We start from the raw sequence: 25,383 nt of genomic DNA on the forward strand, positions 1-25,383 counted from the left end.
AAGCCTCCTAGCGGACCGTCGCCTTTTCGGCGAGCGTCTGGTTGATCTGCGCCCCGTACTGCGTCTGCAGCAGGTTGACCATCTGATCGAGAATATCATCGCCGGCGGCATTGGCCATGGCGGTGATCTGGGCATCGCGGTTGTTCAGCACATCGCCGGTCGGCTGGGTGTTGACCTCGTTGACCTTCAGCAGGATCTGCGTAGAGGGATCGGCGCCGACAGCACTTGCGACCGTATCGACCGGGCCGGAAAAGGCGGCGGTGACGCCGGCTCGGCCGAGGACCGCATCATCGGTGGAGCGGGTGATGCCACTCTTGCTTTCGACGGCAATGCCGAGCGGCGTTGCGATATCGGCAAGTGCCTTGCCCTTTTGCGCCTCGGCCTTCAATTCATCGGCCTTCTTGGCGAGCTCGGCCTTCTGCTGCTCCGCCGTCCAGTCCTCGACCGCCTTTTCGCGCACCTCGGCGACCGGGCGCTCGCGGTCCGGCGTGATTTCGCGGACGTTGAACCAGACGTAGCCGTCATTGCCGATCGAAAGCGGCGGTGCATCGACGCCGACCTCGGTCTTGAAGGCTTCGCCGAGCAGTTGCTGCTTGGCGGGGAGATCCTTGACCTCCTTGCCGTCCTTGTCGGCGCCGGTCATATCGACGGCGTCGACGGCCACTGCGGTGAGCTTCAGCTGGCCGGCAATATCCTCGAGCGTGGAACCGCCTGCGCGCAGATCCTCGATGCGATCGTGAACGTTGATCACTTCCTGAGAGGCGTTGGAGAGCGCCAGCTGCTTGCGGATATCCTCCTTCACCTCGTCGAAATTCTTCGTCGTTTCAGGCTTGATGTTGGTGACGCGCAGGATGACGGGGCCAAAGGAGCCATCAACGACAGGCGTCGTACCGCCATCGCGCGAAACTGCAAAGGCCGCATCGGCAACGGCCTGGTCGGGAACCTTGTCCTTGGTGAACTCGCCGAGCAGCACATCGCTTGCCGTCTTGCCCTGGTCGGAAACCAGCTGGTCGAAGCTGGTGCCGCTCTTCAGCGCCGTTTCGGCGGCGGTGGCAAGATCCTTGCTGGCGAAGGTCAGCTGCTCGATGGTGCGGCTTTCCGGCGTGCGATAGGTATCCTTGCTCTTGTCGAAGGCTTCGTGGATCTGGTCGTCGGTGACGGTCGCGGCATCGGCGATATCGGCGGGCTGCAGCTTGAGATAGACGAGCTTGCGGTATTCGGGCGCCCGGTAGCGCTGCTTGACGCCTTCGAACCACGTCGCCAGCACGTCGTCGGCAGGCGCCTTGATCGGCTCGATATTGGCGTTGGTCAGCAGCAGGTAGTCGATGCTGCGGCTTTCGTCGCCATAGAGCTTCATGGCATCGACTAGCGTCTTCGGCGCCGTGAAACCGTTGGAGATGGCATCGACCACCTGGCTGCGGACAGCGACCTTGCTGCGCTCCTTGATGTAATCGTCCTGGCGGATGCCGGCATTGCGAAGACGCGAGACGAAAAGCTCGCGGTCGAACTGGCCGTTGACGGCCTTGAAAGCCGGATCGTCGGCAATCAGCTGGGCGAGGCGATCCTGCGACAGGCCGAGGTTCATGTCTTCGGCGAGCTGGTCGAGCGAGGCGCCGGCGACGAGCTGGGCGAGCACCTGCTGCTCGATGCCGAAGGCGCGGGCCTGCTCGGGGGTGAGACGCGTGCCGAACTGCTGGCTGACGCTTGCCACCTGGCGCTGATAGGCGAGGTGGAATTCGTTGACGTCCACATGCTGATCGCCGACGGTCACGACCGTGGTGCTGTTGCTGCCCGTTATCAGCGACCGGGAGACACCCCAGATGCCGAAGGACGCGACGAGCAGAAGCATCAGCAGCTTGGCGACCCAGGTCTGAGCGGCTCTTCTCAGGATGTGGAACATAGAAACGCAAACCTCGCAGTATCATTGACCCGCGCGCGGGCGGACATTCGACGTTCCTTAAAACAAACCCGACAGGAAATGAAGGGTTTGTCGCGCGAAAAGCTGCACAAGGCGGCCGCTCAGCCGCGGCGGCTTTGCGGCGAACAAAAGATCGGTTGCGTCGGAACCTTTCGGGCCGCCATTTCGTTGAAGCGGCATCCCATGAAACAGGAGCAGACCATGGCAGAATTGAAAACCGCCTCCGCCGAATCCACCGCCGCGCGCGTCAAGGCTGACATAGCAGCAGACGATCTGTCGGCACAGGTCGCAGCCCTTCGCAACGATCTCGCCCGGCTGACGGAAAGCGTGGTGGCGCTGGGGCAGGGGGCGAAGTCGGCGGTGACCGACGAGGCCTCGCTGATGACGGAGCGGCTGCGCGACAAGGTGCGCGAAGAACCGCTCGTGGCACTCGCTGTGACGGCAGGCATTGCCTACGTGTTTGGCCTGCTCAGCCGCCGCTGAACCGAAATTCAGAGTGCAGAAAAGCCGGGCGCCATCAACGCCCGGCTTTTGGTGTTTGCATCAGTCATTGAAAGGAACTGTCAGCGGCGGACGACGCGCCCGATCGCGATCAGGATGCAGGCCCCGACGAAACCGGTGATCAGATAACCCAGCCAACCGGCGAGCGGCTGGATGTGCAATAGACCCAGGACCCAGTTAGCGACGATAGCGCCGACGATGCCGAGCAATATGTTCATGAGCAAACCCATGCTGCTGCTCATGGCCTTTTCCGCCAGCCATCCAGCGACACCGCCGATAATGATAGCTGCAATCCAACCCACGCCTGCGTTTTCCATGGTTATCTCCCTCCTGGCAAAACGAGTCACAGAATGCACGAAACGAAAGGAAGTTCCACTCCCAGTTACTGAGATTGCTTGCAGGTTCAGCAACTTATGTGACTCACGGCTGCAACATGGTGACCGGAGAGTACAGCGCGTGGGCGGCAATCTGGAACAGGAGGCCGGCAATGGCGAGCATTGCGAAGCTGAACGGCATAATCAAGCTTTTGCTAAACATCTTTCCTCTCCCGTATTGTGTAAAGCATAAGCGGAAGCTGACGGAGCGCAACAATATTGTTAACGGATAGTTAAGGCTGGCAATTAATTAAAATTCAATACATTCACCGTTTCCGTAATACTTTCGGGTGACGAAACGTTTCTTCTGCAGCCTTGCCGTGTCAGCTGACGATCATCTGCGATCTTGCGCTCCAGGCCTTCCGGTCTGCGACGCCTCGTCGACATTGGCTACAGAAGCAGCGGCACCCGAAGATGCAATCTCTGCGGATCGCAGACAAGCGGGCCGGAAATGGCCGGCTCTATTCCAGTGATCACACGCGGCCGGCGGGCAATCAGGTTCGATGAACGATCAGCATGAAGAAGAGGAAAGACGCCGTCGCGACCGTTGCGGCGAAGGCAATCTGATAATCCATGTCGTTAACCCCCGGTTTGGATGGCTCGCATTAACGCCTGCGGCGTCGCGGGGTTCCATGCCGGCAGTTCGCGCTTGTTACCTGCGGATTGATTTTGCCGAAGAATGCGTCATCTTCCCTAGAACAGGATGATTTTAGGCCCAGTCAGCCTAAAATCCTATTCTAGATTAAGAGTTAGAGCATGATGTCGTCCGAAAACCGCTCACACTTTTCGGCATCATGCTCTGAATTGCAATTCAATCGGGGAAAACACTTGATGTCAAAAGCTGCAATCGCCATCGCCTGCGTCTGCCTGCTGACACTTTCCGGCTGCGGCAACACCGCATACGGGCTGAAGAAGGATGGACAGGAAGCGAGCCACGCAATGGACAACGCGACACATCGGGTGCTTTCCGCCGGCGCCAAGAAGTGATGCAGGCGACGGAATAAAAAAGCCCGCCTGGGGTGAGGCGGGCTTAGGATAACAGGGAGAATGGACGGATAGACTCCGCCTCCACTAATAAAGCACTTCCTTAATCGTGTGGCTTTACGTCATTCGACGTAACTGCGACCGGCAACGATCCGATGCGACCATGATTCGGAATCGAATCAGAGATACCGGGACCGAATCAATGGTATTGGATCGGGTCAGAAGTTGCCCCAGTTTTGAGCGCGGGCACGGGCGCGAATAATCCGGTATTCGCGACCGCCATAGAGCGAGCCGATTGTCAGCAGAAGCGTCAGAACGTCCCAGATGATATGCATGTTATCCTCTTAGGTTGGACGGTTCCGCCGTCGATCGGTGAAGATACAATAGCAATCTTTCGGATGTGCTTATATGACAAGAAATCGGGATGAGCGGAGAAGCGGGCAGGGCGCTTCCGCAAAGGAGAGGCGGCATCGCCGTCTTGGAGCAGCAAAGTGAACAGATTACCGGACGGCGGCTCATGACGATTTTCTCCGTCCGCCACATCACGTCCTATCGTTACGTCAGGGAGGTCGAATTCGGCGAGCATCGCTTGATGTTCCGACCGCGCGACAGTTTCGACCAGCGGCTGATCGAAGCGTCGTTGACGATCTATCCTGAGGAAAGTCATGTGCGCTGGATCCACGATGTTTTCGGCAATTGCGTGGCGCTCGTCGATATTTCGAGGCCGGCGTCCGAGCTTCGTTTCGAAACCTGGATCACGCTCGATCATACGCCGCAGGTCGCTCTGGATCTTAAGGTGGACGACGAGGCCCTGACCTATCCATTCTCCTACGACAAGGATGAGATTGCCGATCTGACGCCGGCGATGCAGCGCCATTATCCAGATCCGAACGACGAGGTCGGACGCTGGGCGCGCCAGTTCGTGCGCCTTGGGCGTCCGACCGAGACCGGGCACCTGCTAATGACGCTCTGTTACGCCATTCGGGAAAGCTTCGTCTATGCGCGCCGCCAGGAACATGGGACGCAGACGCCGGTCCAGACCTTGCAGCTTCGTTCCGGGACCTGCCGGGATTTCGCGCTTCTGATGATGGAGGCGGCACGCGTCCTCGGCCTCGCGGCACGGTTCGTCACGGGTTATGTCTATGTTCCCGACCGGGACGGCTCCACCGTACTCGGCGGCGGCTCCACGCATGCATGGTGCCAGATTTATCTTCCAGGCGCCGGCTGGACGGAGTTCGATCCGACCAACGGGATCGTCGGCAACCGCGATCTCATTCGTGTCGCCGTTGCCCGCGATCCGCGCCAGGCAGTCCCGTTGAGCGGCAGTTATGACGGGGATGGGAAGGATTTCGACAGCATGACGGTGCAGGTGAACGTCACCACAAGGCCATATGGCTAGCCATGCGGTGACGGTCCTGGGCTTGCGGGAACCGGGTCGCGCGATCAGCGTTCCCTACTCACCTCTGCCAAAGCAGAGACGCGATAAGGAAGCCACAATGAAGATACGCGCCGGGTTTCATCTGGGCTACGAATGCATGCAGCCAACGCCGATGCTGCTCGTCCTCAATATTCACCCCTCCCGTCGTGCCGATCTTCTCAGCGACCAGATCCTGACTTTCGACCGGCCGATCGAGGCCTGGGGCTATACCGATGTGTTCGGCAATGCCTGCAGCCGGATCGTTGCCCCGCCGGGGCTGACAACGATCTCCACGGAATTCGAGATCTACGACCGCGGCCAACCCGACATCGTTCCCGACGATGCTGTCCAGCACGCCATCAATGACCTGCCCGACGATGTGCTGGTCTTCCTGCTCGGCAGCCGCTATTGCGACACCGACAGGCTTGCAGATTTCGCCTGGGCTAGGTTCTCGTCGACGCCGCTCGGCTGGGCGCGCGTCCAGGCGATCTGCGATTTCGTCCATGACCATATCACCTTCGATTACCTGAAGGCCGACGTCCTCAGGACCGCGCATGGTGGCTTCACCGACAAGGCGGGCGTCTGCCGCGATTTTGCCCATCTCGCCATCGCACTTTGCCGATGCATGAATATCCCGGCCCGATATTGCACCGGCTATCTCGGCGATATCGGCGTTCCGATCGATCCCAATCCGATGGACTTCAGCGCCTGGTTCGAGGTGTTTCTCGGCGGCCACTGGCATACGGTCGACGCCCGCCACAACACGCCGCGCATCGGCCGGATCCTGATGGCGACCGGCCGCGACGCCACCGACGTCGCCATGTCGACGGCCTTCGGCCCGGCAACGCTTTCCCGCTTCGAGGTGATCACCGAGGAAGTGCCGCCGGAGCCGGTGAAAGCCGATTGATTGGGGGCGGCCCTTCATGCGTCGATAGCGAGCACCGCGGGCAAGGATGACCCTATGCCTTCTTCAGGAATTCCGTTTTCAGCACCAGGCCTTTGACCTGCTTGGTGCTGCATTCGATCTCGCCCGGATTGTCCGTCAGGCGAATGCCCTTGACCAGCGTTCCACGCTTCAGCGTCTCCGAGGTTCCCTTGACCTTGAGGTCCTTGATCAGCGTCACGGAATCGCCATCGTGAAGCTGCGTTCCGTTGCTGTCCTTTACAATGATGTCGGCCATAATGTCCCCGCGGCTATTCAAAGTGCTACAGCGTCCTTTGCGCGTCTGAAAGGCGCGCGGCGCTGTCGTGATCCCGGACGGGAAATCATGTTGGCATGGGATAGTCAATGCGAAGGGGCCAGTCAGTCCGATCTTCATACCCTACGCGGCCTTTCTTCAGCATCCCAAGGGTCTGCATTGATCCCTTATCGGCGCCGCCCAGCGCGCGGCGATAAATGAGCCCGGTACTCATCCGCCGTAGCGAAGCTCAGACCAAGGTCCGACCTGTCCCGGACTTCATGCCGATACCAAAGCTTCGACCGCTGTCATAGATTTTGCGCCGGGGCGAGTTTGCGGAGTTTTTGCTGTGACTAAAATTATCGTCGCGGGGATGGTACTGGCACCGCTTATCTTCTGGGGTTCTGTCGGCGTCCTGATATACTCGTATCTCTCGTGAAATATTCTTCCATGGCCGAGGTGCTGAATGATCATTCGCATCGGCCGGTGCGGCATCATGGAATGAGGTGGTCGATCCGCGCGAAAATCGGAAAGCTTCTATTCCAGTTGTCATGGTTCCAACTCGGGAACAGCGATCAGTCGGCCGGAATCAAGTGGATCGACGACGACGAAAATTCGACGTCGGGATCAGTTCGATTGGCCGCGGAAGATGGCAACGGCCGCAGCGACCAATGCGGCATTGTCGCTCGCAATCGTCCCATCCGGGAGGTGTTTGCCGTCTTCCAGGCCGACGCGGGTGGAATAGTGCCGCTCGCGCGCCGATCTGACGAAGGGCCAGACCGTCCTGTCGAAACCATGCAGAAGGATCGGCCGATTGACGCCGCTGCGCTCGAGCACCTCGATGATGCCATCGCTGATATCCCCTGCGCGCTGCAGATCCTGCTCGTCGTCGAGCTCGATCAACAGTCGAAAGACCCGCTGATGATCTTCGAGGCTGGTGTAGCGCTCCGCATCGGCCACCGATGCCAGCCCGACTTCGATGCCGACGCCCTTCTGGCGGAGCAGCTGGATGACGCCAGGCGCATCGTCCTCCGACAGGTTCACCGACGCATAATCCGGCAGGACGGACCAGCGGCGGATGGCTCCCCGCGTTTTCTCCCGATCGCCTTCGACCCAGGCGCCTGTGGAGACGCCGATCAGCGTTCCTGGACAGACCCGGCGAATCGCACCGACCGTGTCGTCGACGGCGGCAAGGCTCTCCTTGCCATCGGCTCCGCGCGGATGAACATGGAGCTCCGCGGCGCCGGCAGCGACTGAAGCCGCGGCATCGCGCACCATGGTATCGATCGTCAGGGGAAGGAGCGGATGGAAATCGCTCGGACGTGCGCCGTTGATGCAAGCTTGAACGATCATAAAAAGAGCCTCGCGCTTGTTGGACCGCTTAAGACACCGGGCATCCCAAATTTGGAAACTCGAAGACTTGAGGTGCTGCTGTGACAGTCATTCCCCTTGTCGCCGTGTGATGTCTGGACGTCTTGGCGACGCCGGCCAGAGGACGGCCAGAGGACGGCCACGTGATCTCGTGGCAGCGACCTGACGTCAATCTGCCGCCCGACCCCATTCTTAAGTTAATGGCGGTCGCGTCCTGCTGCAGCCTGTATATCATCTCATTGTCAACGGAAAGGAGCAGGCGCAAGGTGCGGAGGCGGTTCGCAATACTCAATCAGCAATTCGGTGAGGACCCGTATCTTCCGTGCGGGATGCTGACCTGGCGGGCGGATGACATATGCAGCCGCCGGGGGTGGTGGATAATGCGTCATGACCGGCACAAGCGCGCCGGAGGCTATATATTCATGGGTAAGGCAATCAGGCAGGTAAGCGATCCCTAGTCCTGCTGCCGCGGCGGCGACGAGAGCAGGGCCGTTGTCGGCCTTAAAGCGCCCCTGCGGACGAACCGTGATGATCTCGTCGCCATCCATGAGTTGCCAGGCTTCGGTGCCCTGCATGAGGGCCTCATGAGCGACGAGTTCCTCCGGCGTCTCGGGCGACCCATGCGCCTTGATGTAGTCCGGGCTGGCGACGAGCTTCCCATAGAGTGGTCCGACGCGTCTTGCGATCAAGTTGGAGTCCTGAAGATAGCCAACCCGTATCGCACAATCATAACCCTCTGTGATGAGATCGACGAAGCGATCACTGTAGCACGTGTGGATTTGGAGCTGGGGGTGGCGGCGCGCCATTTCCGCGAGGATGGGAGCGAAGTGAGTCTGGCCGAAAGAAAGCGGCACGGCAACTCGCAAGCGGCCGCGAAGGTCACCGGCGGGTAGGATCGTTTCCTTGGCCACGTCGATCTCGGCACAGACTCTCGCTGCATAATCTCGGAACGTGGCCCCTGCTTCCGTGAGAGCGGCGCCCCGGGTGGTCCGTGCAAGAAGCTGGACACCAAGTTCTGCTTCAAGCCGGAAGAGCCGCCGACTGACGATTGACTTGGAGACGCCGAGCCGGAGCGCAGCAGGCGAGACTCCCCCGGCATCAGCCACTTCCACGAAGGTCTGCAGTTCTTCGATGTCCATTTAGCGTTCCCCTTTCCGCGACACAGCTTGCCATAAAAGGGTGCTACCGCATCCCGGATAGGAACGGCAATACTGCTTGCAGGCAACGTCGCCCCTGGCGCATGTCTCCCGCAAAACCAATGCCGCTCATGGGCGGCAGCAAAGGAAGTAATAATGACCTTTCGTAATGGCCTTGCTTCGCTTCTTCGTCCCGAAGATTCGGTACTCGTTCTGATCGACCACCAGCCTTACCAGCTCACGAACCTGAACAGCCACGATCCGCAGGCGGTGGTCAACAATTCGACGGCCCTGGCGAAGGCCGCGAGAGCTTTCGGTGTTCCCACCATCCTGACGAGCGTGATCGCCGATCGGGGCGGTCTGATCTTCCCGCAAATCACCGATGTCTTCCCGGGCCAGGAGGTGATCGACCGGACGTTCATCAATACCTGGGAAGACAGGAAGGTCGTGGACGCGGTCAAGGCGACCGGCCGCAAGCAGCTGATCATCGCCGGCCTGTGGACCGAGGTATGCGTCGCGATGCCGGTGATCCAGGCGCTCGGCGAAGGCTGGGATGTGACTGTTATCACCGACGCGTCGGGCGGCACGTCGGTCGAGGCCCACGAGGTCGCCATCCAGCGCATGATTGCGGCTGGCGCGAACATGATGACCTGGCTGGCGTTGGCGTCCGAATGGCAGCGCGACTGGGCTCGGACCGAGCACGCCGCAGAGTTGACGGAGGTGCTCAAGCAGCATGCCGCTGGCAGCGGTATCGCGTACCTGTGGGAGCAACAGCTGCTCAACACGCCTGTGCCTGGCAACGCGGGATGATCTAGGCGGGGATGCAGAGATTCTTAAGCGACGCGCTGCAAAGGCTGATTGCTTATCGAGCCTCTTCATCCCCTCTCAATCGGGAGGCCGTCCACGCTTGGATGCTCGCGGTCGGCATGTTGATCGCGTTGCAGGCACCGGGTCAGCCCTACCAGGATGGCACGGCTTACGCGGGGGACTACGTTAGTGATGCCCTGAGTTCGACACTGGCGGAAGCATAGACTCCCTGCACCTCAACGAGCTTGGCGTCTCCATCATCGCGGGCTTCATCGGGGATCGCCTCATCGCGGACGGATGGTAGTCAACGCGACCATTCCACCCACCCACACAAGCGCCGGCGCGATCACCACCCGCGACCAAACCAGCGGCGCGCCGGCCGGAGTTTTCTGGGAAGCGCGCAGCCGTTCATCGGAGGTTAATGCTTATTAACCCAGAATCGCAGCCTGAAAGGATGCGCCGATGAAGATGCTTTTTTCCTCACTTGCAGCCATTGTCTTGTCTGCATCTTTCGCCCTGCCGCTAAACGCCGCGCCGATCGTCGTGCCGAACGCAGTACATATGCACACCCCCGACGTCGAGCAGATCAAACACCGTCGCCACGGTAATGGACACGCGTATGGCCACTGGAAGAGAGACCGGTACGCTTACCGCGACTGCCGGTATCACGGCTCGTGCTATCGTCCGCGGTACTACGGCAGTCGCAACTATTACAGCAGCCGCGACTATTACGGCTATCGCGACTATTACCCCTACCGTCGTCGGTCAGGTGTGACCGTGTATTTCGATTTTTAGTCGGCAGCGCCACGGACACACCAACATTGGCGCCCCACAGTGCGCCTTCGGCCTCACGAGCTGCGCTGCCAGGAGATTGAGGGCAGGGATGGGGATTATCGGCAGTAGCCACAGAATGGTCTTGGATAAAAGGAAAGGGCCGGGCGAATGCTCGCGCCGACCCTTCTTTGATTGCGTCAGCACTGTGCCAGTACATCCGTGGTCACCAGCAAAAGCCATCTGATAGATTGAATTTATGCGCCTCGTGAATTTTTGCAAGGATTAGGGGGTGCTGATTTAGGGCTAGGTGAGGGAGGCGCAATAGCCACGGTACGACGAGAAGTACGACACGCGCTCTAAGGGCGCTGGTTGCTTGGCCGATCCGTCCAATCGATCATCGGGGCGACCGCAAACGGAAGCCCTACCATAGCGCGCCGATGCCACTTAGATGGAACCTGACGTTATGATAAGCGTGTACTTTCCGGGCAAAAATCGGAAATTATACAACAAAATCGATGATATATGGCGGAAGAGGTGGGATTCGAACCCACGGTACGGTTTCCCGCACGCCGGTTTTCAAGACCGGTTCCTTAAACCACTCGGACACTCTTCCATCTGATTGAAAGGTTGAGCTATCAACATTCTGTTGATTTCTGTGAACCGGCCGTTGCTGCCGATTTGCTACCCAATCACTCGATGGCTGGCTTTTTAGCAGCTTTGATCGCAGCGTCAACTTGCTCTGCAGCGTTTGTCGGCATCCTTGGCGCGGCGTGCGAACAAATTCGAGCGTGAACCGAGGCAGGCCGGTTCCGCACATTGGAAATGACTCGCGTTCTCCTCGGCTTGAGCGTTTACTGTGCTGTTCTGGCGGAGGAAACAAACCATGGCCATGTATCTCACGCGCTTCAGCTACACGCCCGAGACGTGGGCGCGGATGATCGAAAACCCCGAGGATCGCCGAGAGGCGGCGCGTAGTTACATTGAATCCGTGGGCGGAAAGCTCCATGGGTTCTGGTACGCCTTCGGCGAGCATGATGGTTGGAATCTGTGGGAGGCGCCTGACAACGTATCGATGGCGGCTGTCGCACTTGCGATCGGCGCAGGAGGCGCGCTCAGCTCCATGGAGACCACTGTCCTCCTCAGCGTCGAGGATACGATCGAAGCCTTGGAAAAGGCGAAGTCGATTCGGTATCGTCCACCGGCAGCGTAGGTGGTGCGTCCACCGTTTTCCATCCATGTAGAAGATGAGCGTTTCGCGTATCTCGTTCCCGGCGCAAGCTTTCTGTGAATTGGGCCGGCGACATAAGAGCTTTAGTGTCCGTCAGATCCAAGGCCCTTCGGACCGTTGAGTTGGTTCATATCCTCGCTGAGAGATCGAACTGCCTCCATCGTCACGGCGAGTGCTGACATCAGGATTGCGATGTCGTTGTCGTTATCCAGCTGGGAAAGCGCGCGAGATCTGGCGTGCAACTGCTGGCTGATCGTGTCGAGCTGCATGATGGTTTTATCGTGCATGGTGATCCTCCAAAGGTCTAACCTTCAAAGCCCGCGGCGGCCATTTCGTTCCCAGCCGTAGCGTCAAATACGCGATCCACGTTGCATCACATCCAATCGGCGATGTGACCTAGCCATTCGGTTTGCGCAAGGGGGGAGGCGCAGGTAGGGATTTTGGGGATCGTAGGATGCCTTCGGCTCACCCTTGCCGGGCTTTACCAGATTGGGCACCAGTTTTCCCTCAGGCCCGAAAATATAGTCGATGCCGGCGCAGAGATGGGCGAGGGAGCGGTAGTTGAAATATTTGAACCAGTCGTCGGCGAGGAAGACGGCTTCGTCCCACGTCCTTCCACGGAGGCGGCTATATCCGGCCCGCTGCAGAAAGGCTTCGCCTGTTCTCCTATCGACGGCGGCGCCGAGGCATAGGTTGCCGGCGATCAGCGACAGCCGGAGCACCTTGAGGGTTTCGGCATCCTTGTTCGGTAAGGGTTTCAGGGCCTCGGCAAGATAAAAATTCGTCTGCGGCTCGTTGGTCATCGTCTTGCGCCAATAGGCGGGAATTTCATCCGCGGCGGCGCCGACGGCCGATGAGGCTGATATCACGACCAGCACGATCAAGCTTTTGAAAATTCGACCCATTCTTATACCCCCAACCCGCGTCGAGAGTGCATAGCGTCATATCACGGGGATAGGCAAGGTGGTGTCGCGCCGCCCCGCTGCCGCTCGTCAAATACGCGCAGGCCGTGTTTCAATATGGAGCTTTGGGGGCGTCCGGATGTTCACAATATGCCCCGCATCGGCACGATGATTTCTGGCTTCATTGCGGCGATGGAATGGCAGGCAGGGAGGGGTCGCGTTAGTGACTTGTAAACCATAATCATTAGAATTGTCGCTATCGCCGCGAAATTGTTCGTAAAATTGCCACGAACTTAGCAAGATTAAAGCCTCATTAGGCGGGCGGGAATAAGGCGTTGTTGGCCCAAGATGGGGCAAGGTTCCTTAACCATAACGATCTTTGAGCGGCGTGGGGCACATGAAACTGGAATACGGGGCGGCGTCTTTCGCAACGACAGCACGGTGGCTGGCAATCTCGGCGATGTGCGCGACGGTGGCAGCGTGTGGCACGACGCAGGCAGTGCCGAAGAAAAAGGCCCACGGCAAAGAATATTTCTCCGAATCCGAATATGGCGTCAAGGCGAGCCCGCGGGTCGCCACCGGCAACAACATCCCCAAGGGCGGCGGCCGCTACATCGTCGGCAACCCTTACGAGGTGAAGGGCAAGTGGTATTACCCGAAGGAAGATTTCGCCTATAACAAGGTCGGCGTCGCCTCCTGGTATGGTTCGGCCTTTCATGGGCGCCTGACGGCGAACGGCGAAGTCTACGACCAGATGCATCTTTCCGCCGCGCATCCGACCTTCCCGCTGCCGAGCTATGCGCGCGTTACCAATCTCGAATCTGGTTCCTCCGTCATCGTGCGTGTCAATGATCGCGGCCCCTATCACGAAGGTCGCATCATCGACCTTTCCAACAAGACGGCCGACATGCTCGACCTGCAGCACAGCGGCACCGGCAAGGTGCGCGTGCAATATGTCGGCCGCGCCCGCATGGACGGCCACGACATGCCCTATCTGATGGCGTCCTACGCGCCGAAAGGCAGCCGCATTCCCGGCGTCAATCCGGAAGGGCAGATCGCAACCGGCGTGATGGTTGCCTCCAACAGCCGCAAGATCACCCGCGACCAGCTGCAGAGTTCGGAAGACTACGAGACGCCTGCCAACGTGCCGGTGCCGATGTCGGCGACCTCCTATGCCGGCTCGACGCCGAGCGCACGCTACAATGCCGCACCCGCCGCAGCACCCGTTCTGGCACCGGCTGCCCATGTTCTGGTCGCGCCATCGGCGCCGTCCTTCAACAATGGCGCGCAGGCCATGGACCAGATGATCGTGCTGCCGGAGATCGGTCCGATGCCCTATGAGCGGCCTCAGAATTCGCTTGCGCTCGGCTATCAGAACGAAGAGGTGAAGACGGTGACCGTCGATCTCGCCTTCGATGCGGTGATGGTGCTCAATGACGGGCTGACGCAGGATTCGATCCTTGCCGCGGCCAAGCGTCATCAAGCCAAATCCGCCGCGCGCTGAGCATGGCATTGCATCGGATTCTCCCTCGCTCTAACCTCCCGACATACGCCGCTCCATAAATGGAAATTGCGATGCTGAAGCCCGCGCTTCGCCTGCTTGCATGCCTGATGCCGTTCGCCACCGGCGCGTTTGCAGCCGATGGCGGTGCCGCCGGTTTCGCCACCAAGGCGGCGCAGGCCTATATGATCGAGGCTGCCACCGGCACGGTGCTTCTCGCCAAGAATGAGGACCAGGACTTTTCGCCGGCTTCGCTTGCCAAGCTGATGACGATGGATCTCGCCTTCGAAGCGGTGACAAAGGGCCAGATCACGCTCGATACCGAATATCCCGTTTCCGAATATGCCTGGCGGACGGGCGGTGCGCCGTCGCGGACGGCAACGATGTTTGCCAGCCTCAAATCGCGCGTGCGCGTCGAGGACCTGATCAAGGGCGTCGCCATCCAGGGCGCCAATGATAGCTGCATCATCCTCGCCGAGGGCATGGCCGGAAGCGAGCAGCAATTTGCCGTGTCGATGACGCGGCGTGCCCGCGAGCTCGGCATGGAGAAGGCCGAGTTCGGCAATTCCACCGGCCTTCCCGATGGCAAGAGCAAGGTGACCGCACGCGAGATGGTGACGCTCGCCGCCGCCCTTCAGCAGACCTATCCGAATCTCTATCCCTATTTTGCGCAGCCGGATTTCGAGTGGAACAAGATCTTCCAGCGCAACCGCAACCCGCTGCTCGGGCTCGATCTCGGCGCCGACGGGCTTGCAACCGGCTTTACCGAGGGCGAGGGATATTCGATCGTCGCTTCGGTCGAGCGCGACGGCAGGCGGCTGTTTCTGGCGCTTGCTGGAATCGCCTCCGACAAGGAGCGGACGGAGGAGACCAAGCGGGTGCTCGAGTGGGGACTGACGGCCTTTGAGAACCGGCAGATCTTCGCTGAGGAGGAAGTGATCGGTGCCGCCAGCGTCTATGGTGGCACGTCGCGCACCGTCGATCTCGTCGCCAAGGCGCCGGTCAGCGTCTATATTCCGATCAGCAATCCCGACCGGCTGTCGGCGCGTATCATCTATCACTGGCCGCTGACGGCGCCGGTCATGCCGGATACCCAGGCGGGCACGCTGAGGATTTTCGCCGGCAGCCGGCTACTCAGGGAAGTGCCGCTTTATACGGTGCAGGCAGTCGGCGAGGGGTCGCTCAGCAGCCGGGCGGTCGACGCCATGCTGGAACTCGGCGAATCGCTGTTCTTCTCCTGGCTCTGGGACAAGTCCGCGCCCGGTTGAACATTCGGTTTCCAATGCAATTTGCCGGGAAAGGTGAATATGTCGCCGCGGTGAAAGGTTTTCCTCCCTGATATCTTCGGATAGATAGAAGGAGCGGGGCGCGTGCGGCGCCTGGAATGCGGGAAATTGTCATTGTCATCCGGTACGGGATTGTTCGTTACGTTTGAAGGCGGGGAAGGCGCTGGGAAATCCACGCAAATCCGTCGCCTCGCAGAGGCGCTGAAGGGCGAAGGTCACGACGTGCTGGTGACGCGCGAACCAGGCGGTTCGCCGGGTGCCGAGGCTGTGCGCCACGTGCTGCTGTCGGGCGCTGCCGAGGCCTTCGGCACGCGGATGGAGGCGATCCTCTTTGCGGCGGCGCGCAACGACCATGTCGAAGAGGCGATCCGGCCAGCCCTTGCATCAGGCAAGGTCGTGCTCTGCGACCGCTTCATGGATTCCTCCCGCGTCTACCAGGGTATTACCGGCAATCTCGAGCCCGATTTCATCGAGACACTGCAGCGCATTGCCATCAACGGCGTCATGCCGGATTGTACCGTGATCCTCGACATCCCCGCCAAGGTCGGGCTGGAGCGGGCGCAGAAGCGCGCTGCCGCCGACGGTCCCGATCGCTTCGAAAAAGAGCGGCTCGAAACGCACGAGAAACGGCGCGAGGCCTTTCTCGATATCGCCGCCCGCGAACCGGAGCGCTGCCACGTGGTCAACGCCATGCAGACGGAGGAGGCGATCGCCGCCGAGATCCTGGCGATCGTCAAACAGCTGCTGTCGCCCGCAGGCCGTTTGCGAATGCCGGAAGCCGCCCATCATGAGTGAAGCCCATTATGAGTGAGGAAAGGCCCGGACTGCTCGACGGCGCCATTTGGCCGGGGGAAAATACCAGGCTGTTCGGCCATGAAGAGGCGGAGGCGTTCCTGGCGCAGTCCTACCGGTCCGGCAAGGGCCACCACGCCATCCTGATCGAGGGGCCGGAGGGCATCGGCAAGGCGACGCTCGCCTTCCGCTTCGCCAATCACGTGCTCTCGCATCCTGATCCCGAGACAGCGCCGGAGACGATCGGCGATCCCGATCCTGCCTCTCCCGTCAGCCGGCAGATCGCTTCCGGCGCCTCGCATAATCTGCTGCACCTTGCCCGGCCGGTAGACGAAAAGACCGGCAAGGTGAAATCGGCAATCACCGTCGACGAGGTGCGCCGCGCCGGCAAGTTCTTCTCGCAGACGTCTGGCACCGGCAACTGGCGGATCGTCATCATCGATCCTGCCGACGACATGAACCGCAATGCAGCCAACGCCATCCTGAAGATCCTGGAAGAACCGCCGAAGCGGGCGCTGTTCCTGGTGCTCTCGCATGCGCCGGGACGGCTGCTGCCGACGATCCGCTCGCGTTGCCTGCCGCTGAAACTGGCGCCGCTTGCCGACGATGAACTCGTCGCGGCCCTTGCCCATCTCGGCATTTCAGGCGAGAGCGGGGCAGTGCTTTCGGCCGCCAAGGGCAGCGTCGGTGAGGCGCTGAAACTCCTGAACTACGGCGGTGGCGAGATCATTGCCGCCTATGACGAGATGCTTGCCGCCGAGGGGCCGACGGCCCGCAAGGCGATGCATCGGCTGGCCGACGCGCTTTCAGGCAGGGAAAGCGACACGATCTTCGATTTCTTCGTCAGCCATGTCGGTGACGACATCATGAACCGCGCCCGCGCGGCAGCGGGCGAGGGGCAGATCGCCGCGGCGGAGCGGCTGGCGCGGCTCTATTCCGAGATCACCGAGCGGCTCACCATTTCCGATGGCTACAACCTGGACCGCAAGCAGACGATCATCAGCATTCTCGCCGATATCAAGCAGCCAGGCCTTTAAAGCGCGTCAGCGCTGACACTTTCGGCACCGTGCTCTGATCAGCCGGTCAATAGCTTCAATGCGACGACAGCAAGCGTGGCGGCAAGGACGATGCGGATGGTGCGTTCGTGCAGCTTCGGCGCCAGAAGGCTGCCGATGATGATGCCGGGGATAGAGCCGATCAACAGGGCAAGCAGCATCGGCCAGTCGATCTCGCCGATCAGCCAATAGCCCGTACCGCCGATCAAGGTGAGCGGTACCGCATGGACGATGTCGGAGCCGACGATCTCGCGCACATCGAGCCTGGGATAAAGGATCAGCAGGATCGTCACACCCAGCGCGCCGGCGCCGACCGAGGTCAAGGTGACGAGGACGCCGAGAACGAATCCGAGAATGACGGTGAGGGCGAGGATGGTCGTCGGCTTCGGCGGCGTTCGGTCGCCGATGGCGCGGCGTGCCAGCTCGAGGATCGGGCCTCGGAAGACCAGCATGATCGCGGTCATGACGAGAAGCCAGCCGAGCGCCGTGGTGATCGTATTGGTCACGCCGATGCTTTTGCGATCGACGCCGGCCAGCAGCCAGAGCATCAGCAGGGCGGCCGGCAGGCTACCGGCTGCGAGGCTGCCGACGATCTTCCAGTTGACCCGCCCATGCATGCCGTGAACGGCCGTACCTGCCGTCTTGGTGATCGCCGCATAGAGAAGATCTGTGCCGACGGCGGTGGCGGGATGGACGCCGAAGAGCAGCACCAGCACGGGCGTCATCAGCGAGCCGCCGCCAACGCCGGTGATGCCGACGAGAGCGCCCACAAACAGGCCGGAAAGCGAATAGAGCGGCTGGAATGTCAAACAAGCGCCCCTGACGGCGCGCGGCGACGACCATTCCGGTAGATGAAAACTGGCACTTCGTTCTGTCCCGCCCTCTTTTCCATGACCGGTAGATTGCGGCAGAAGCTGAGTCAAGTTCACGCCCCAGCGTCCCGGAAATCATTGGCGGCGGTAAAACTTGATGTTTCGCTTGACGGTGACATGCGCTAAGAGCGGCTGACCATTTTTATAGAGTTAGCCGGACATTGGCCGCCATGACAGACAAGACACCCTTCTACATCACCACCGCGATTTCCTACCCCAACGGCAAGCCGCATATCGGCCATGCCTATGAGCTGATCGCGACGGATGCGATGGCGCGCTACCAGCGCCTCGACGGCAAGGATGTGTTCTTCCTGACCGGCACCGACGAACACGGCCAGAAGATGCAGCAGACGGCGCGCGCCGAGGGGATCACCGCGCAGGCGCTCGCCGACCGCAACTCCGGCGAATTCCAGGCGATGGCGACGCTGCTCAACGCTTCGAACGATGATTTCATCCGCACCACACAGGAGCGTCATCACGAGACGTCGCGCAACATCTGGAAGCTGATGGCCGACAATGGCGACATCTACAAGGACAGCTATGCCGGCTGGTATTCGGTGCGCGACGAGGCCTATTACCAGGAAAACGAGACGGAGCTGCGCGCCGACGGCGTGCGCTACGGGCCGCAGGGCACGCCCGTCGAGTGGGTGGAAGAGGCAAGCTATTTCTTCAAGCTCTCCGAATACCAGGAGAAGCTGCTTGCCCATTACGAGGCAAACCCCGACTTCATCGGTCCAGCCGAGCGCCGCAACGAGGTGATCTCCTTCGTCAAGTCAGGCCTCAAGGACCTCTCGGTCTCGCGCACGACCTTCGACTGGGGCATCAAGGTGCCCAACGATCCCGCCCACGTCATGTATGTCTGGGTCGACGCGCTGACCAACTACATCACCGCGACCGGATATATCGAGGACAGGAACGGCCCGCGGGCGAAATACTGGCCGGCCGACGTGCACATCATCGGCAAGGACATCATCCGCTTCCACGCCGTCTACTGGCCGGCCTTCCTGATGTCGGCGAAGCTGCCGCTGCCGAAGCGGGTGTTTGCCCACGGCTTCCTGCTCAACAAGGGCGAGAAGATGTCGAAGTCGCTCGGCAACGTCGTCGATCCGGTCAATCTGGTGAACCATTTCGGCCTCGACCAGGTGCGTTACTTCTTCCTGCGCGAAGTGTCCTTCGGCCAGGACGGCAGCTATAGCGAAGAGGCGATCGGCACCCGCATCAACTCCGACCTCGCCAACGGCATCGGCAATCTCGCCAGCCGGTCGCTGTCGATGATCGTCAAGAATTGCGACGGCAAGATCCCGGAATGCGGCGCGCTCAGCGACGAGGACAGAGCGATGCTGGCTGAGGTCGACGCGCTGCACGCCTCGACCCGCGAGGACATGGGCAAGCAGCAGATCCACCGGGCGCTCGCCTCGATCATTTCGGTCGTTTCCGAGACCGATCGTTATTTCGCCGGCCAGGCGCCGTGGGCGCTGAAGAAGACCGATCCGGAGCGTATGGGCACCGTGCTTTACGTGACCGCCGAAGTCGTGCGCCAGATCGCCATCCTGCTTCAGCCCTTCATGCCGGAATCATCCGGCAAGCTGCTCGATCTTGTCGCGGCAGCTGCAGACAAGCGCGATTTTGCTGCCCTCGGCGAAGCCGGCCGTCTGGTTGCCGGAACGGCCCTCGAAGCGCCGACGCCGGTCTTCCCGCGCTACGTGGCTCCGGAGGCTTAAGGCCGTGCTGATCGACACGCATTGCCATCTTGATTTCGCCGACTTCGAGGCGGAGCGGGACGAGATCGTCGCGCGTGCGCATTCGGCTGGTGTTGCCCAGATGGTGACGATCTCGACGCGGGTGCGCAAGCTCGAGACGCTGCTTGCCATCACGGAGAAATATCCCTCGGTATTTTGCTCCGTGGGCACGCATCCAAACAATGCCGACGAAGAGCTGGATATCCAGACGGAAGAGCTGGTGCGACTCGCCAATGTCCATCAGAAGGTCGTCGCGATCGGCGAGGCCGGTCTCGACTATTTCTACGATACGCAAAAGCCTGAGGACCAGCAGACCGGCTTTCGGCGCCATATCGCGGCGGCGCGGGAAACGCAGCTGCCACTCGTCATCCACAGCCGCAGCGCCGACGAGGACATGGCTGAGATCCTGACCGAGGAAAGCGGGAAGGGGGCCTTCCCCTTTATCCTGCACTGCTTCTCGGCAGGCCCCGAGCTTGCCAAGACCGGCGTCGCGCTCGGCGGATACATCTCCTTCTCCGGCATTTTGACCTTCCCGAAATCGGAAGAGCTGCGAGAGATCGCCAAGACGGTCCCGCATGAGCGGCTGCTTGTGGAAACGGACGCGCCCTATCTGGCGCCGAAGCGCTGGCGCGGCAAGCGCAATGAGCCGTCCTATGTCGTTAACACGGCAGAGGTGCTCGCCGATACGATCGGCCTTTCCTATGAAGAGGTCGCGCGGATTACGACGGAGAACGCTTTCCGCCTGTTCTCGAAGATGCCGAGGATCTAGCGGCGTGCTCTACCGGCGGCGTTTCACCATTCTGGGCTGTTCGTCGTCACCGGGCGTGCCGCGCATCACCGGCGACTGGGGCGCCTGCAATCCCGACAATCCGAAGAACCGGCGCACGCGCGCCGCCTTCATGGTGCAGCAATTCGCACCGGATGGCGGGGTGACGACCGTTGTCATCGATACCGGGCCGGATTTCCGCGAGCAGATGATCAGGGCAGGTGTCGATCATGTCGATGCCGTGCTCTACACCCATCCGCACGCCGACCATATTCATGGTATCGACGATCTGCGCGGCTATTTCCACAATACGCGCCGCCGAGTGCCGATCTTTGCCGACCAATTTACGATGGACAGGCTGCGCGAAGCCTTCGGCTATTGCCTGGAGACGCCGCCGGGCAGCAATTATCCGCCGATCGTTCTGCCGATCGTCATCGAAAATCTCGATGAACCTCTGGAAATCCACGGCCCCGGAGGCACGATCACGTTTCATCCGCACATCCAGCAGCACGGAGACATCCACTCGCTCGGATTTCGTATCGGCGATGTGGCTTATTGCAGCGATATCAGTGACTTCCCGCCGCAAACTGTCGAGAAGCTTAAAGATCTCGACGTGCTGATCATCGACGCGCTGCAATATACCTATCATCCGAGCCATCTGTCGCTGGAACAGTCGCTCGACTGGATCGGCCGGCTGAAGCCGAAACAGGCGATCCTCACCCATATGCACACGCCGCTCGATTACGACGTGGTGATGGCTGAGACGCCGGACCATGTGGTGCCGGCGTATGACCAGATGAGCTTCGAGATCGGGGTCAGAGCCAGGGCCTGAGCCCCGACACTGCTTGCAGGTCACTGCATATAAGGCAGAACCTCGACGGCGCCGCGGTGGATCATGTCAAGCGAGACATAGAGGATGATCAGCAGACCGACATAGGCGATCCAGCGATGGTTGTTGAGCAAGCGCGCGATCAGGTTTGCGGCGATGCCCATCAGCGCGATCGACAAGGCAAGACCGATGACCAACACGCTCGGATGTTCCCGTGCAGCACCCGCAACGGCCAGAACGTTGTCGAGCGACATCGAGACGTCGGCGATGACGATCTGGGTCGCCGCCTGGAAGAAGGTCTTTCTCGGCGCGCCTTCGGCACCCGCCGCTTCGTGGTTCCCGCCGTGACCGGCGCGAAGCTCGCGCCACATCTTCCAGCAGACCCAGAGCAGCAGCAGGCCGCCGGCCAGTAGCAGACCGACGATCGCCAGCAGATAGACTGCGACGCTGGCAAAGAGAATACGCAGTACGGTTGCGGCCAGAATGCCGACGACGATCGCCTTGCGGCGTTGCGTGGCCTCCAGGCCGGCAGCGGCAAGGCCGATAACCACGGCGTTGTCGCCGGCGAGAACGAGGTCGATAGCGATGACCTGCAGCAAAGCCGTCAGACCGGCTGCCGTAAAGATGTCCATATGAATTGTCCCCAATGCGTCAAAGCCGTGCTAGCGTTTCGAAGGTTTGACGTCAACCGCTGAGGGATTTCGCAGCCGGCGCAATTTGTGGCTCCCCGCAGGTGATGGCAGACGTCAATGTTATGGAACCGCAGGCGATACGACAGAGCATCGCCATTCCCTTGGAACATTCAACTCAGCCACCGGTTCTTCAGGTCAGGAAACCAGACGTCAGCCAGACTTCGGCCAGAGGTTGGACAGACTTCGGATTGACGGCTGGATCTGCACACCGAGAGGAGAGCCAAATGAGCAGCATTTACAACGATACCAACCCGTCCTTTTCGGGCCCGACAGGCGGCAGCAGCCTTGCTGCATTCTTCGACAGCCGATCGGAGGCCGAATCCGCCGTCTCCCGTCTTGAAGACGCGGGCGTGCCGGTTGCGAGAATAAGGCTGATGCCCGGATATGAGGCGGACAGAAAAAATGCCGGCGTCATGAGCGACGACCGCAGCGGCTTCTTCGACGCGCTGGCAGACTTCTTCTTCCCCGATGAGGATCGTGCGGTCTATGCAGAAGGGCTGCGGCGAGGCGGCTTCCTCGTCCAGGTCAATGATATCGATGACGCACTTTATGAGACCGTCCACGATATTCTGGACGACGAAGGCAGCATCGACATGGATGAGCGGGCAGATCTCTGGTCGTTGGAGGACAGACAGCAAGGCGCGTCCAATACCGGTTTTGCGGGAGCGGCCCAGGGCGGCAAAGCCTCGGAAGACCTCGCCGTGTCCGAGAGCGCATTTGATGATGCGCGCCCGGTGGCGATGCGGGATACCGCGCATGGAAGCGCCAAGGTGCGAGCCTATACCTTCCTCGATCCTGGCGCCGACCCCGGCTCCAAACAATCGGACGATGCCGATCGGCAATCGCAGAGCCAATCGCAAGGCGGATCTCACCAGAGCCAGGGTTTCCGGCGCGACCACTGATGTCATGAGGCCCGGCCGCAATGCCGGGCCCCATTTCCTCTCGCTCATTTATTCGAGGATACGTCCATGCAATCATCCATCAACCGCCACGGCCTTCCGCCTGACCCCGACGAACTGATCGTGGAAGGCGATCCACCCTTTGCCGATGCCGCTGAGCAGACCGCGCGTGAAAAGGCCGACGAGAGCCTGAACGCCCTGCAACATGAGGTCAGGCTGCTGAATGCCCGCATAGGCGTGCTGCGCGAGGACGCCGAAGCGGCGCTCAAAGCCAAGGCGACATCGGTCGATGCAAGCGCCCATGTGCAACTCGGCGACTATCCCTGGCTGAAACTTGCTGCGGCGATCGGCGCAACCTTCATTGCAGCCAGGCTGGTTCGGCGTCTTCCGCTCGGCGTCCTGCTTGCGGGATTTGCCGGCCATCACTCCGAGGCGAGACGGCTGTGACGGTTTGACCGTTCTGATTGCGATCGCCGCCGAATTGGCGGTTGATGGCGAATTCACGATGGAAAAGGCCCCGAGCTCACATTCCGTCCTATCGGACGAAATGTGAGCTCGAAGGAACAGCCTGCAGCGGGGTATCCAGGAGCAAAACCACCGCGCGGAACGCAATCAATGCATCTGCACGACGTCTGAAGGCATCGACTCGGCAAGCTCTTTGAGAATCGCTTCAAGCGCATCGGCCGTCGTCTGCAGGCCGGATGACCGCGCAATTTTCAGTGCCGCACTGCAGTGAGCAGACAATTCGTCTTGCTGGATATCATCATTCGTCGGGAACACGATGCCCGCATACTGCGATGGATTTCCGGCTTCATCCCTGAAGCAGCGGCCGAAGGCAGCCACGGCTACTATTTGTCCGCTTCGATCAAATACCCGATAGTTACAGCGATACGGATCTCCGGTGATCACCGATTCTGAAATTGCCTTGGCCACAGATGGCTTGTCGTCCGGGTGAATCCGGTCGAGGTATCGTATGACCGGCAGCCCAGTGAGGGTCTGTTCCGGATCAAGCCCAAAGAGGTTTGCCAGCGCCGAATCCGCATAAACCTTGTCGGTCGCCAACTCCCAGGTGAAAATGCCAGGCTCTTCGGCAAGAGAAAATTCGGACGTTCCGAAAGCCCTGTCGACAAGGTTCATTCCGCATCCCCAGTCTGCGCGCCAATGCTGCCGGGTGGTTACCTCACCTGGCTCTTGAAAGAATACGACGCGCTCGATCAACGACAGGGCGGTCGACCATTTCACCCCCGATTTTAACCGCGTTTCCATCAGACGCAACTGCAAGGACATTTCGCGCCCAGCTTGCTTGGCAGAAACCAATGCTTGATGGGTTCGATCCATGCCGGATGAATGGTAAGCTTGCCACCTGAGCCCCGCGCGGGAGGCGGCCTGAGACCGCCACGCGCAGCCAGCAGCGTCGTTTTCTTGACGCGCACGGCGAAGGTGTGCTCCACCTCGGCTTCGACGTTCCAGAATGCGACGAAGCTGACAAGACCGGCGCGAAGGGTTGACGGAAATCATGACGAAAATCGATCTCAATTCTGATCTAGGGGAGGGATTTGGACCTTGGCGCATGGGCGACGACAAGGCGATCCTTGACGTCGTCACCAGTGCCAACATCGCATGTGGCGGCCATGCCGGAGATCCGGCGACCATGGTGGAGACCCTTGCCCTGGCAAGCGAGCGGGGTGTCGTCGCGGGGGCCCATCCGGGCTTTGCAGATCGCGAGGGCTTCGGGCGACGCCTGATCCCCTTGAGCATCCGGGAGGTGGAGCAGCTTGTCGCGACGCAAACAGGGGCGCTGATGGGAGCTGCGGCTCTGGCAGGCGCCCGAGTCCGTTACATCAAGGCGCACGGCGCACTCGCCAATTGGGCGGCCGACGAACGGCCGGTCGCCGACGCCATCATTCGTGCGACCCGAGCGGTCTCACCGGAACTTGCCATACTGGCGATCTCCGGGACAGAGCTGGAGCATGCGGCCCGCGATGCCGGGATGACCGTCTTCAGCGAGATTTTTGCCGACCGCGGCTACCTCTCCACGGGTCGGCTCGTTCCGCGCAACTTGCCGGGAGCGATGATCGATGATCCCGTGGAGGCAGCTTCGAGATTGATCGAGTACCTGTTCAGCGGCCTCATGCCGACGGTCGACGGCGTTCCGATCACTCTCGATGCGCACTCGATCTGCGTTCACGGGGACAGCCCAGGAGCGCTCGCCATGGCCGTCCACGTGCGCCGGGAACTGCAAAAGGCAGGCATCGAGGTGGCACCATTCCTCCAACCGACAAAGGAAAACAGGTGATGGCCAAAGGCTATCTTATCGCCCAGGTTACCGTCACCGATCCGGACGCCTATGGGACCTGCGCGC

General features: G+C 60.6%; 27 protein-coding genes and 1 tRNA gene. 17 read left to right on the forward strand and 11 right to left on the reverse strand.

Features of this window, described 5'->3' with window-relative positions:
* Positions 1-7: 7 nt before the first annotated feature.
* Positions 8-1,900 (reverse strand): peptidylprolyl isomerase, encoded by a 1,893-nt coding sequence (locus C3Y91_RS25355; RefSeq protein WP_024322645.1) that lies wholly within the window; start codon positions 1,898-1,900, stop codon positions 8-10.
* A gap of 219 nt (positions 1,901-2,119) precedes the next feature.
* Here C3Y91_RS25355 and C3Y91_RS25360 point away from each other — a divergent pair, with 219 nt between their 5' ends.
* Positions 2,120-2,401: a hypothetical protein gene (locus C3Y91_RS25360; RefSeq protein WP_024322644.1), complete on the forward strand. Its 282-nt coding sequence runs from the start codon at positions 2,120-2,122 to the stop codon at positions 2,399-2,401.
* A gap of 80 nt (positions 2,402-2,481) precedes the next feature.
* On the opposite strand, the gene C3Y91_RS25365 is transcribed toward C3Y91_RS25360, so the two are convergent.
* The gene (locus tag C3Y91_RS25365; protein ID WP_018072140.1) at positions 2,482-2,736 is read right to left on the reverse strand and encodes a GlsB/YeaQ/YmgE family stress response membrane protein; all 255 of its coding nucleotides are present in this window, start codon (positions 2,734-2,736) and stop codon (positions 2,482-2,484) included.
* 888 nt (positions 2,737-3,624) lie between these two features.
* On the opposite strand from C3Y91_RS25365, the gene C3Y91_RS25370 reads away from it, so the two are divergent.
* The 3 genes from C3Y91_RS25370 (at position 3,625) to C3Y91_RS25380 (ending at position 6,101) form a co-directional block, all read left to right on the forward strand.
* Positions 3,625-3,780, forward strand: coding sequence for a hypothetical protein (locus tag C3Y91_RS25370; RefSeq protein WP_024322643.1), 156 nt, complete (start codon positions 3,625-3,627; stop codon positions 3,778-3,780).
* Positions 3,781-4,294: 514 nt separating this feature from the next.
* The gene (locus C3Y91_RS25375; RefSeq protein ID WP_018072137.1) at positions 4,295-5,176 is read left to right on the forward strand and encodes a transglutaminase family protein; all 882 of its coding nucleotides are present in this window, start codon (positions 4,295-4,297) and stop codon (positions 5,174-5,176) included.
* A gap of 97 nt (positions 5,177-5,273) precedes the next feature.
* The gene (locus tag C3Y91_RS25380; protein ID WP_024322642.1) at positions 5,274-6,101 is read left to right on the forward strand and encodes a transglutaminase-like domain-containing protein; all 828 of its coding nucleotides are present in this window, start codon (positions 5,274-5,276) and stop codon (positions 6,099-6,101) included.
* Between the two features lie 52 nt (positions 6,102-6,153).
* Here C3Y91_RS25380 and C3Y91_RS25385 read toward each other — a convergent pair whose 3' ends face one another.
* The 3 genes from C3Y91_RS25385 to C3Y91_RS25395 all read right to left on the reverse strand — a co-directional run bounded on the left by C3Y91_RS25385 (position 6,154) and on the right by C3Y91_RS25395 (position 8,882).
* A complete protein-coding gene (locus tag C3Y91_RS25385; protein ID WP_018072135.1) occupies positions 6,154-6,375 on the reverse strand; it encodes an alkylphosphonate utilization protein in 222 nt (73 codons plus the stop codon).
* Positions 6,376-6,999: 624 nt separating this feature from the next.
* Positions 7,000-7,725, reverse strand: coding sequence for a 3-keto-5-aminohexanoate cleavage protein (locus C3Y91_RS25390; RefSeq protein WP_075225589.1), 726 nt, complete (start codon positions 7,723-7,725; stop codon positions 7,000-7,002).
* A 260-nt stretch (positions 7,726-7,985) separates the two neighbouring features.
* A complete protein-coding gene (locus C3Y91_RS25395; protein ID WP_024322640.1) occupies positions 7,986-8,882 on the reverse strand; it encodes a LysR family transcriptional regulator in 897 nt (298 codons plus the stop codon).
* A gap of 153 nt (positions 8,883-9,035) precedes the next feature.
* Between C3Y91_RS25395 and C3Y91_RS25400 the strand changes: the two genes are divergently transcribed.
* Both C3Y91_RS25400 and C3Y91_RS25405 read left to right on the forward strand, forming a co-directional pair.
* The gene (locus C3Y91_RS25400; protein ID WP_130655584.1) at positions 9,036-9,689 is read left to right on the forward strand and encodes a hydrolase; all 654 of its coding nucleotides are present in this window, start codon (positions 9,036-9,038) and stop codon (positions 9,687-9,689) included.
* A gap of 459 nt (positions 9,690-10,148) precedes the next feature.
* The gene (locus C3Y91_RS25405; RefSeq protein ID WP_130681672.1) at positions 10,149-10,481 is read left to right on the forward strand and encodes a hypothetical protein; all 333 of its coding nucleotides are present in this window, start codon (positions 10,149-10,151) and stop codon (positions 10,479-10,481) included.
* Between the two features lie 502 nt (positions 10,482-10,983).
* Here C3Y91_RS25405 and C3Y91_RS25410 read toward each other — a convergent pair.
* Positions 10,984-11,073 (reverse strand) — tRNA-Ser (locus C3Y91_RS25410).
* Positions 11,074-11,343: 270 nt separating this feature from the next.
* Between C3Y91_RS25410 and C3Y91_RS25415 the strand changes: the two genes are divergently transcribed.
* Positions 11,344-11,670 carry a GYD domain-containing protein gene (locus C3Y91_RS25415; protein WP_011652042.1) on the forward strand — a complete coding sequence of 109 codons (327 nt, stop codon included), beginning with the start codon at positions 11,344-11,346 and terminating at the stop codon, positions 11,668-11,670.
* 101 nt (positions 11,671-11,771) lie between these two features.
* Here the strand turns inward: C3Y91_RS25415 and C3Y91_RS25420 are convergent, their stop codons facing one another.
* Positions 11,772-11,975 carry a hypothetical protein gene (locus tag C3Y91_RS25420; protein ID WP_075225591.1) on the reverse strand — a complete coding sequence of 68 codons (204 nt, stop codon included), beginning with the start codon at positions 11,973-11,975 and terminating at the stop codon, positions 11,772-11,774.
* A gap of 63 nt (positions 11,976-12,038) precedes the next feature.
* Positions 12,039-12,593: a hypothetical protein gene (locus tag C3Y91_RS25425; RefSeq protein ID WP_226307127.1), complete on the reverse strand. Its 555-nt coding sequence runs from the start codon at positions 12,591-12,593 to the stop codon at positions 12,039-12,041.
* A gap of 394 nt (positions 12,594-12,987) precedes the next feature.
* On the opposite strand from C3Y91_RS25425, the gene C3Y91_RS25430 reads away from it, so the two are divergent.
* The 4 genes from C3Y91_RS25430 to C3Y91_RS25445 all read left to right on the forward strand — a co-directional run bounded on the left by C3Y91_RS25430 (position 12,988) and on the right by C3Y91_RS25445 (position 17,206).
* Positions 12,988-14,094, forward strand: a complete 1,107-nt coding sequence (locus tag C3Y91_RS25430; RefSeq protein WP_130681670.1) for a septal ring lytic transglycosylase RlpA family protein — start codon at positions 12,988-12,990, stop codon at positions 14,092-14,094.
* A gap of 71 nt (positions 14,095-14,165) precedes the next feature.
* Positions 14,166-15,359, forward strand: coding sequence for a D-alanyl-D-alanine carboxypeptidase family protein (locus tag C3Y91_RS25435; RefSeq protein WP_130681668.1), 1,194 nt, complete (start codon positions 14,166-14,168; stop codon positions 15,357-15,359).
* 132 nt (positions 15,360-15,491) lie between these two features.
* Complete coding sequence (tmk, locus tag C3Y91_RS25440) at positions 15,492-16,172, forward strand: dTMP kinase (RefSeq protein WP_018072121.1); 681 nt, start codon at positions 15,492-15,494, stop codon at positions 16,170-16,172.
* Between the two features lie 8 nt (positions 16,173-16,180).
* The gene (locus C3Y91_RS25445; RefSeq protein WP_024322607.1) at positions 16,181-17,206 is read left to right on the forward strand and encodes a DNA polymerase III subunit delta'; all 1,026 of its coding nucleotides are present in this window, start codon (positions 16,181-16,183) and stop codon (positions 17,204-17,206) included.
* A gap of 38 nt (positions 17,207-17,244) precedes the next feature.
* Here the strand turns inward: C3Y91_RS25445 and C3Y91_RS25450 are convergent, their stop codons facing one another.
* Complete coding sequence (locus tag C3Y91_RS25450) at positions 17,245-18,033, reverse strand: sulfite exporter TauE/SafE family protein (RefSeq protein WP_018072119.1); 789 nt, start codon at positions 18,031-18,033, stop codon at positions 17,245-17,247.
* Between the two features lie 233 nt (positions 18,034-18,266).
* Between C3Y91_RS25450 and metG the strand changes: the two genes are divergently transcribed.
* From metG to C3Y91_RS25465, 3 genes are read left to right on the forward strand one after another with little or no spacing between them, the layout of a single operon-like run.
* A complete protein-coding gene (metG, locus tag C3Y91_RS25455) occupies positions 18,267-19,817 on the forward strand; it encodes a methionine--tRNA ligase (protein WP_018072118.1) in 1,551 nt (516 codons plus the stop codon).
* Between the two features lie 4 nt (positions 19,818-19,821).
* A complete protein-coding gene (locus tag C3Y91_RS25460) occupies positions 19,822-20,604 on the forward strand; it encodes a TatD family hydrolase (protein ID WP_018072117.1) in 783 nt (260 codons plus the stop codon).
* Positions 20,605-20,608: 4 nt separating this feature from the next.
* Positions 20,609-21,433 (forward strand): MBL fold metallo-hydrolase, encoded by an 825-nt coding sequence (locus C3Y91_RS25465; protein WP_018072116.1) that lies wholly within the window; start codon positions 20,609-20,611, stop codon positions 21,431-21,433.
* 20 nt (positions 21,434-21,453) lie between these two features.
* On the opposite strand, the gene C3Y91_RS25470 is transcribed toward C3Y91_RS25465, so the two are convergent.
* Positions 21,454-22,062, reverse strand: coding sequence for a TerC family protein (locus C3Y91_RS25470; protein WP_018072115.1), 609 nt, complete (start codon positions 22,060-22,062; stop codon positions 21,454-21,456).
* Between the two features lie 284 nt (positions 22,063-22,346).
* Here C3Y91_RS25470 and C3Y91_RS25475 point away from each other — a divergent pair, with 284 nt between their 5' ends.
* Positions 22,347-23,024, forward strand: coding sequence for a hypothetical protein (locus C3Y91_RS25475; RefSeq protein ID WP_018072114.1), 678 nt, complete (start codon positions 22,347-22,349; stop codon positions 23,022-23,024).
* 66 nt (positions 23,025-23,090) lie between these two features.
* Positions 23,091-23,468 (forward strand): hypothetical protein, encoded by a 378-nt coding sequence (locus C3Y91_RS25480; RefSeq protein ID WP_024322605.1) that lies wholly within the window; start codon positions 23,091-23,093, stop codon positions 23,466-23,468.
* Between the two features lie 165 nt (positions 23,469-23,633).
* Here C3Y91_RS25480 and C3Y91_RS25485 read toward each other — a convergent pair whose 3' ends face one another.
* Positions 23,634-24,158: a PAS domain-containing protein gene (locus C3Y91_RS25485; protein WP_018072111.1), complete on the reverse strand. Its 525-nt coding sequence runs from the start codon at positions 24,156-24,158 to the stop codon at positions 23,634-23,636.
* Between the two features lie 379 nt (positions 24,159-24,537).
* On the opposite strand from C3Y91_RS25485, the gene C3Y91_RS25490 reads away from it, so the two are divergent.
* On the forward strand, positions 24,538-25,317 hold the full coding sequence (locus C3Y91_RS25490; protein ID WP_024322603.1) for a LamB/YcsF family protein: 780 nt from the start codon (positions 24,538-24,540) through the stop codon (positions 25,315-25,317).
* Positions 25,318-25,383: the final 66 nt, after the last annotated feature.

It is taken from the genome of Rhizobium ruizarguesonis, assembly GCF_012349115.1.
Lineage (GTDB): Bacteria > Pseudomonadota > Alphaproteobacteria > Rhizobiales > Rhizobiaceae > Rhizobium > Rhizobium ruizarguesonis.

Bases quoted from the DNA above. Each gene is read 5' to 3' on its own strand.
- C3Y91_RS25355 (WP_024322645.1), bottom strand. From the start codon at position 1,900: ATGTTCCACATCCTGAGAAGAGCCGCTCAGACCTGGGTCGCCAAGCTG.
- C3Y91_RS25360 (WP_024322644.1), top strand. From the start codon at position 2,120: ATGGCAGAATTGAAAACCGCCTCCGCCGAATCCACCGCCGCGCGCGTC.
- C3Y91_RS25365 (WP_018072140.1), bottom strand. From the start codon at position 2,736: ATGGAAAACGCAGGCGTGGGTTGGATTGCAGCTATCATTATCGGCGGT.
- C3Y91_RS25370 (WP_024322643.1), top strand. From the start codon at position 3,625: ATGTCAAAAGCTGCAATCGCCATCGCCTGCGTCTGCCTGCTGACACTT.
- C3Y91_RS25375 (WP_018072137.1), top strand. From the start codon at position 4,295: ATGACGATTTTCTCCGTCCGCCACATCACGTCCTATCGTTACGTCAGG.
- C3Y91_RS25380 (WP_024322642.1), top strand. From the start codon at position 5,274: ATGAAGATACGCGCCGGGTTTCATCTGGGCTACGAATGCATGCAGCCA.
- C3Y91_RS25385 (WP_018072135.1), bottom strand. From the start codon at position 6,375: ATGGCCGACATCATTGTAAAGGACAGCAACGGAACGCAGCTTCACGAT.
- C3Y91_RS25390 (WP_075225589.1), bottom strand. From the start codon at position 7,725: ATGATCGTTCAAGCTTGCATCAACGGCGCACGTCCGAGCGATTTCCAT.
- C3Y91_RS25395 (WP_024322640.1), bottom strand. From the start codon at position 8,882: ATGGACATCGAAGAACTGCAGACCTTCGTGGAAGTGGCTGATGCCGGG.
- C3Y91_RS25400 (WP_130655584.1), top strand. From the start codon at position 9,036: ATGACCTTTCGTAATGGCCTTGCTTCGCTTCTTCGTCCCGAAGATTCG.
- C3Y91_RS25405 (WP_130681672.1), top strand. From the start codon at position 10,149: ATGAAGATGCTTTTTTCCTCACTTGCAGCCATTGTCTTGTCTGCATCT.
- C3Y91_RS25415 (WP_011652042.1), top strand. From the start codon at position 11,344: ATGGCCATGTATCTCACGCGCTTCAGCTACACGCCCGAGACGTGGGCG.
- C3Y91_RS25420 (WP_075225591.1), bottom strand. From the start codon at position 11,975: ATGCACGATAAAACCATCATGCAGCTCGACACGATCAGCCAGCAGTTG.
- C3Y91_RS25425 (WP_226307127.1), bottom strand. From the start codon at position 12,593: ATGGGTCGAATTTTCAAAAGCTTGATCGTGCTGGTCGTGATATCAGCC.
- C3Y91_RS25430 (WP_130681670.1), top strand. From the start codon at position 12,988: ATGAAACTGGAATACGGGGCGGCGTCTTTCGCAACGACAGCACGGTGG.
- C3Y91_RS25435 (WP_130681668.1), top strand. From the start codon at position 14,166: ATGCTGAAGCCCGCGCTTCGCCTGCTTGCATGCCTGATGCCGTTCGCC.
- C3Y91_RS25445 (WP_024322607.1), top strand. From the start codon at position 16,181: ATGAGTGAGGAAAGGCCCGGACTGCTCGACGGCGCCATTTGGCCGGGG.
- metG (WP_018072118.1), top strand. From the start codon at position 18,267: ATGACAGACAAGACACCCTTCTACATCACCACCGCGATTTCCTACCCC.
- C3Y91_RS25470 (WP_018072115.1), bottom strand. From the start codon at position 22,062: ATGGACATCTTTACGGCAGCCGGTCTGACGGCTTTGCTGCAGGTCATC.
- C3Y91_RS25475 (WP_018072114.1), top strand. From the start codon at position 22,347: ATGAGCAGCATTTACAACGATACCAACCCGTCCTTTTCGGGCCCGACA.
- C3Y91_RS25480 (WP_024322605.1), top strand. From the start codon at position 23,091: ATGCAATCATCCATCAACCGCCACGGCCTTCCGCCTGACCCCGACGAA.
- C3Y91_RS25485 (WP_018072111.1), bottom strand. From the start codon at position 24,158: ATGAACCTTGTCGACAGGGCTTTCGGAACGTCCGAATTTTCTCTTGCC.
- C3Y91_RS25490 (WP_024322603.1), top strand. From the start codon at position 24,538: ATGACGAAAATCGATCTCAATTCTGATCTAGGGGAGGGATTTGGACCT.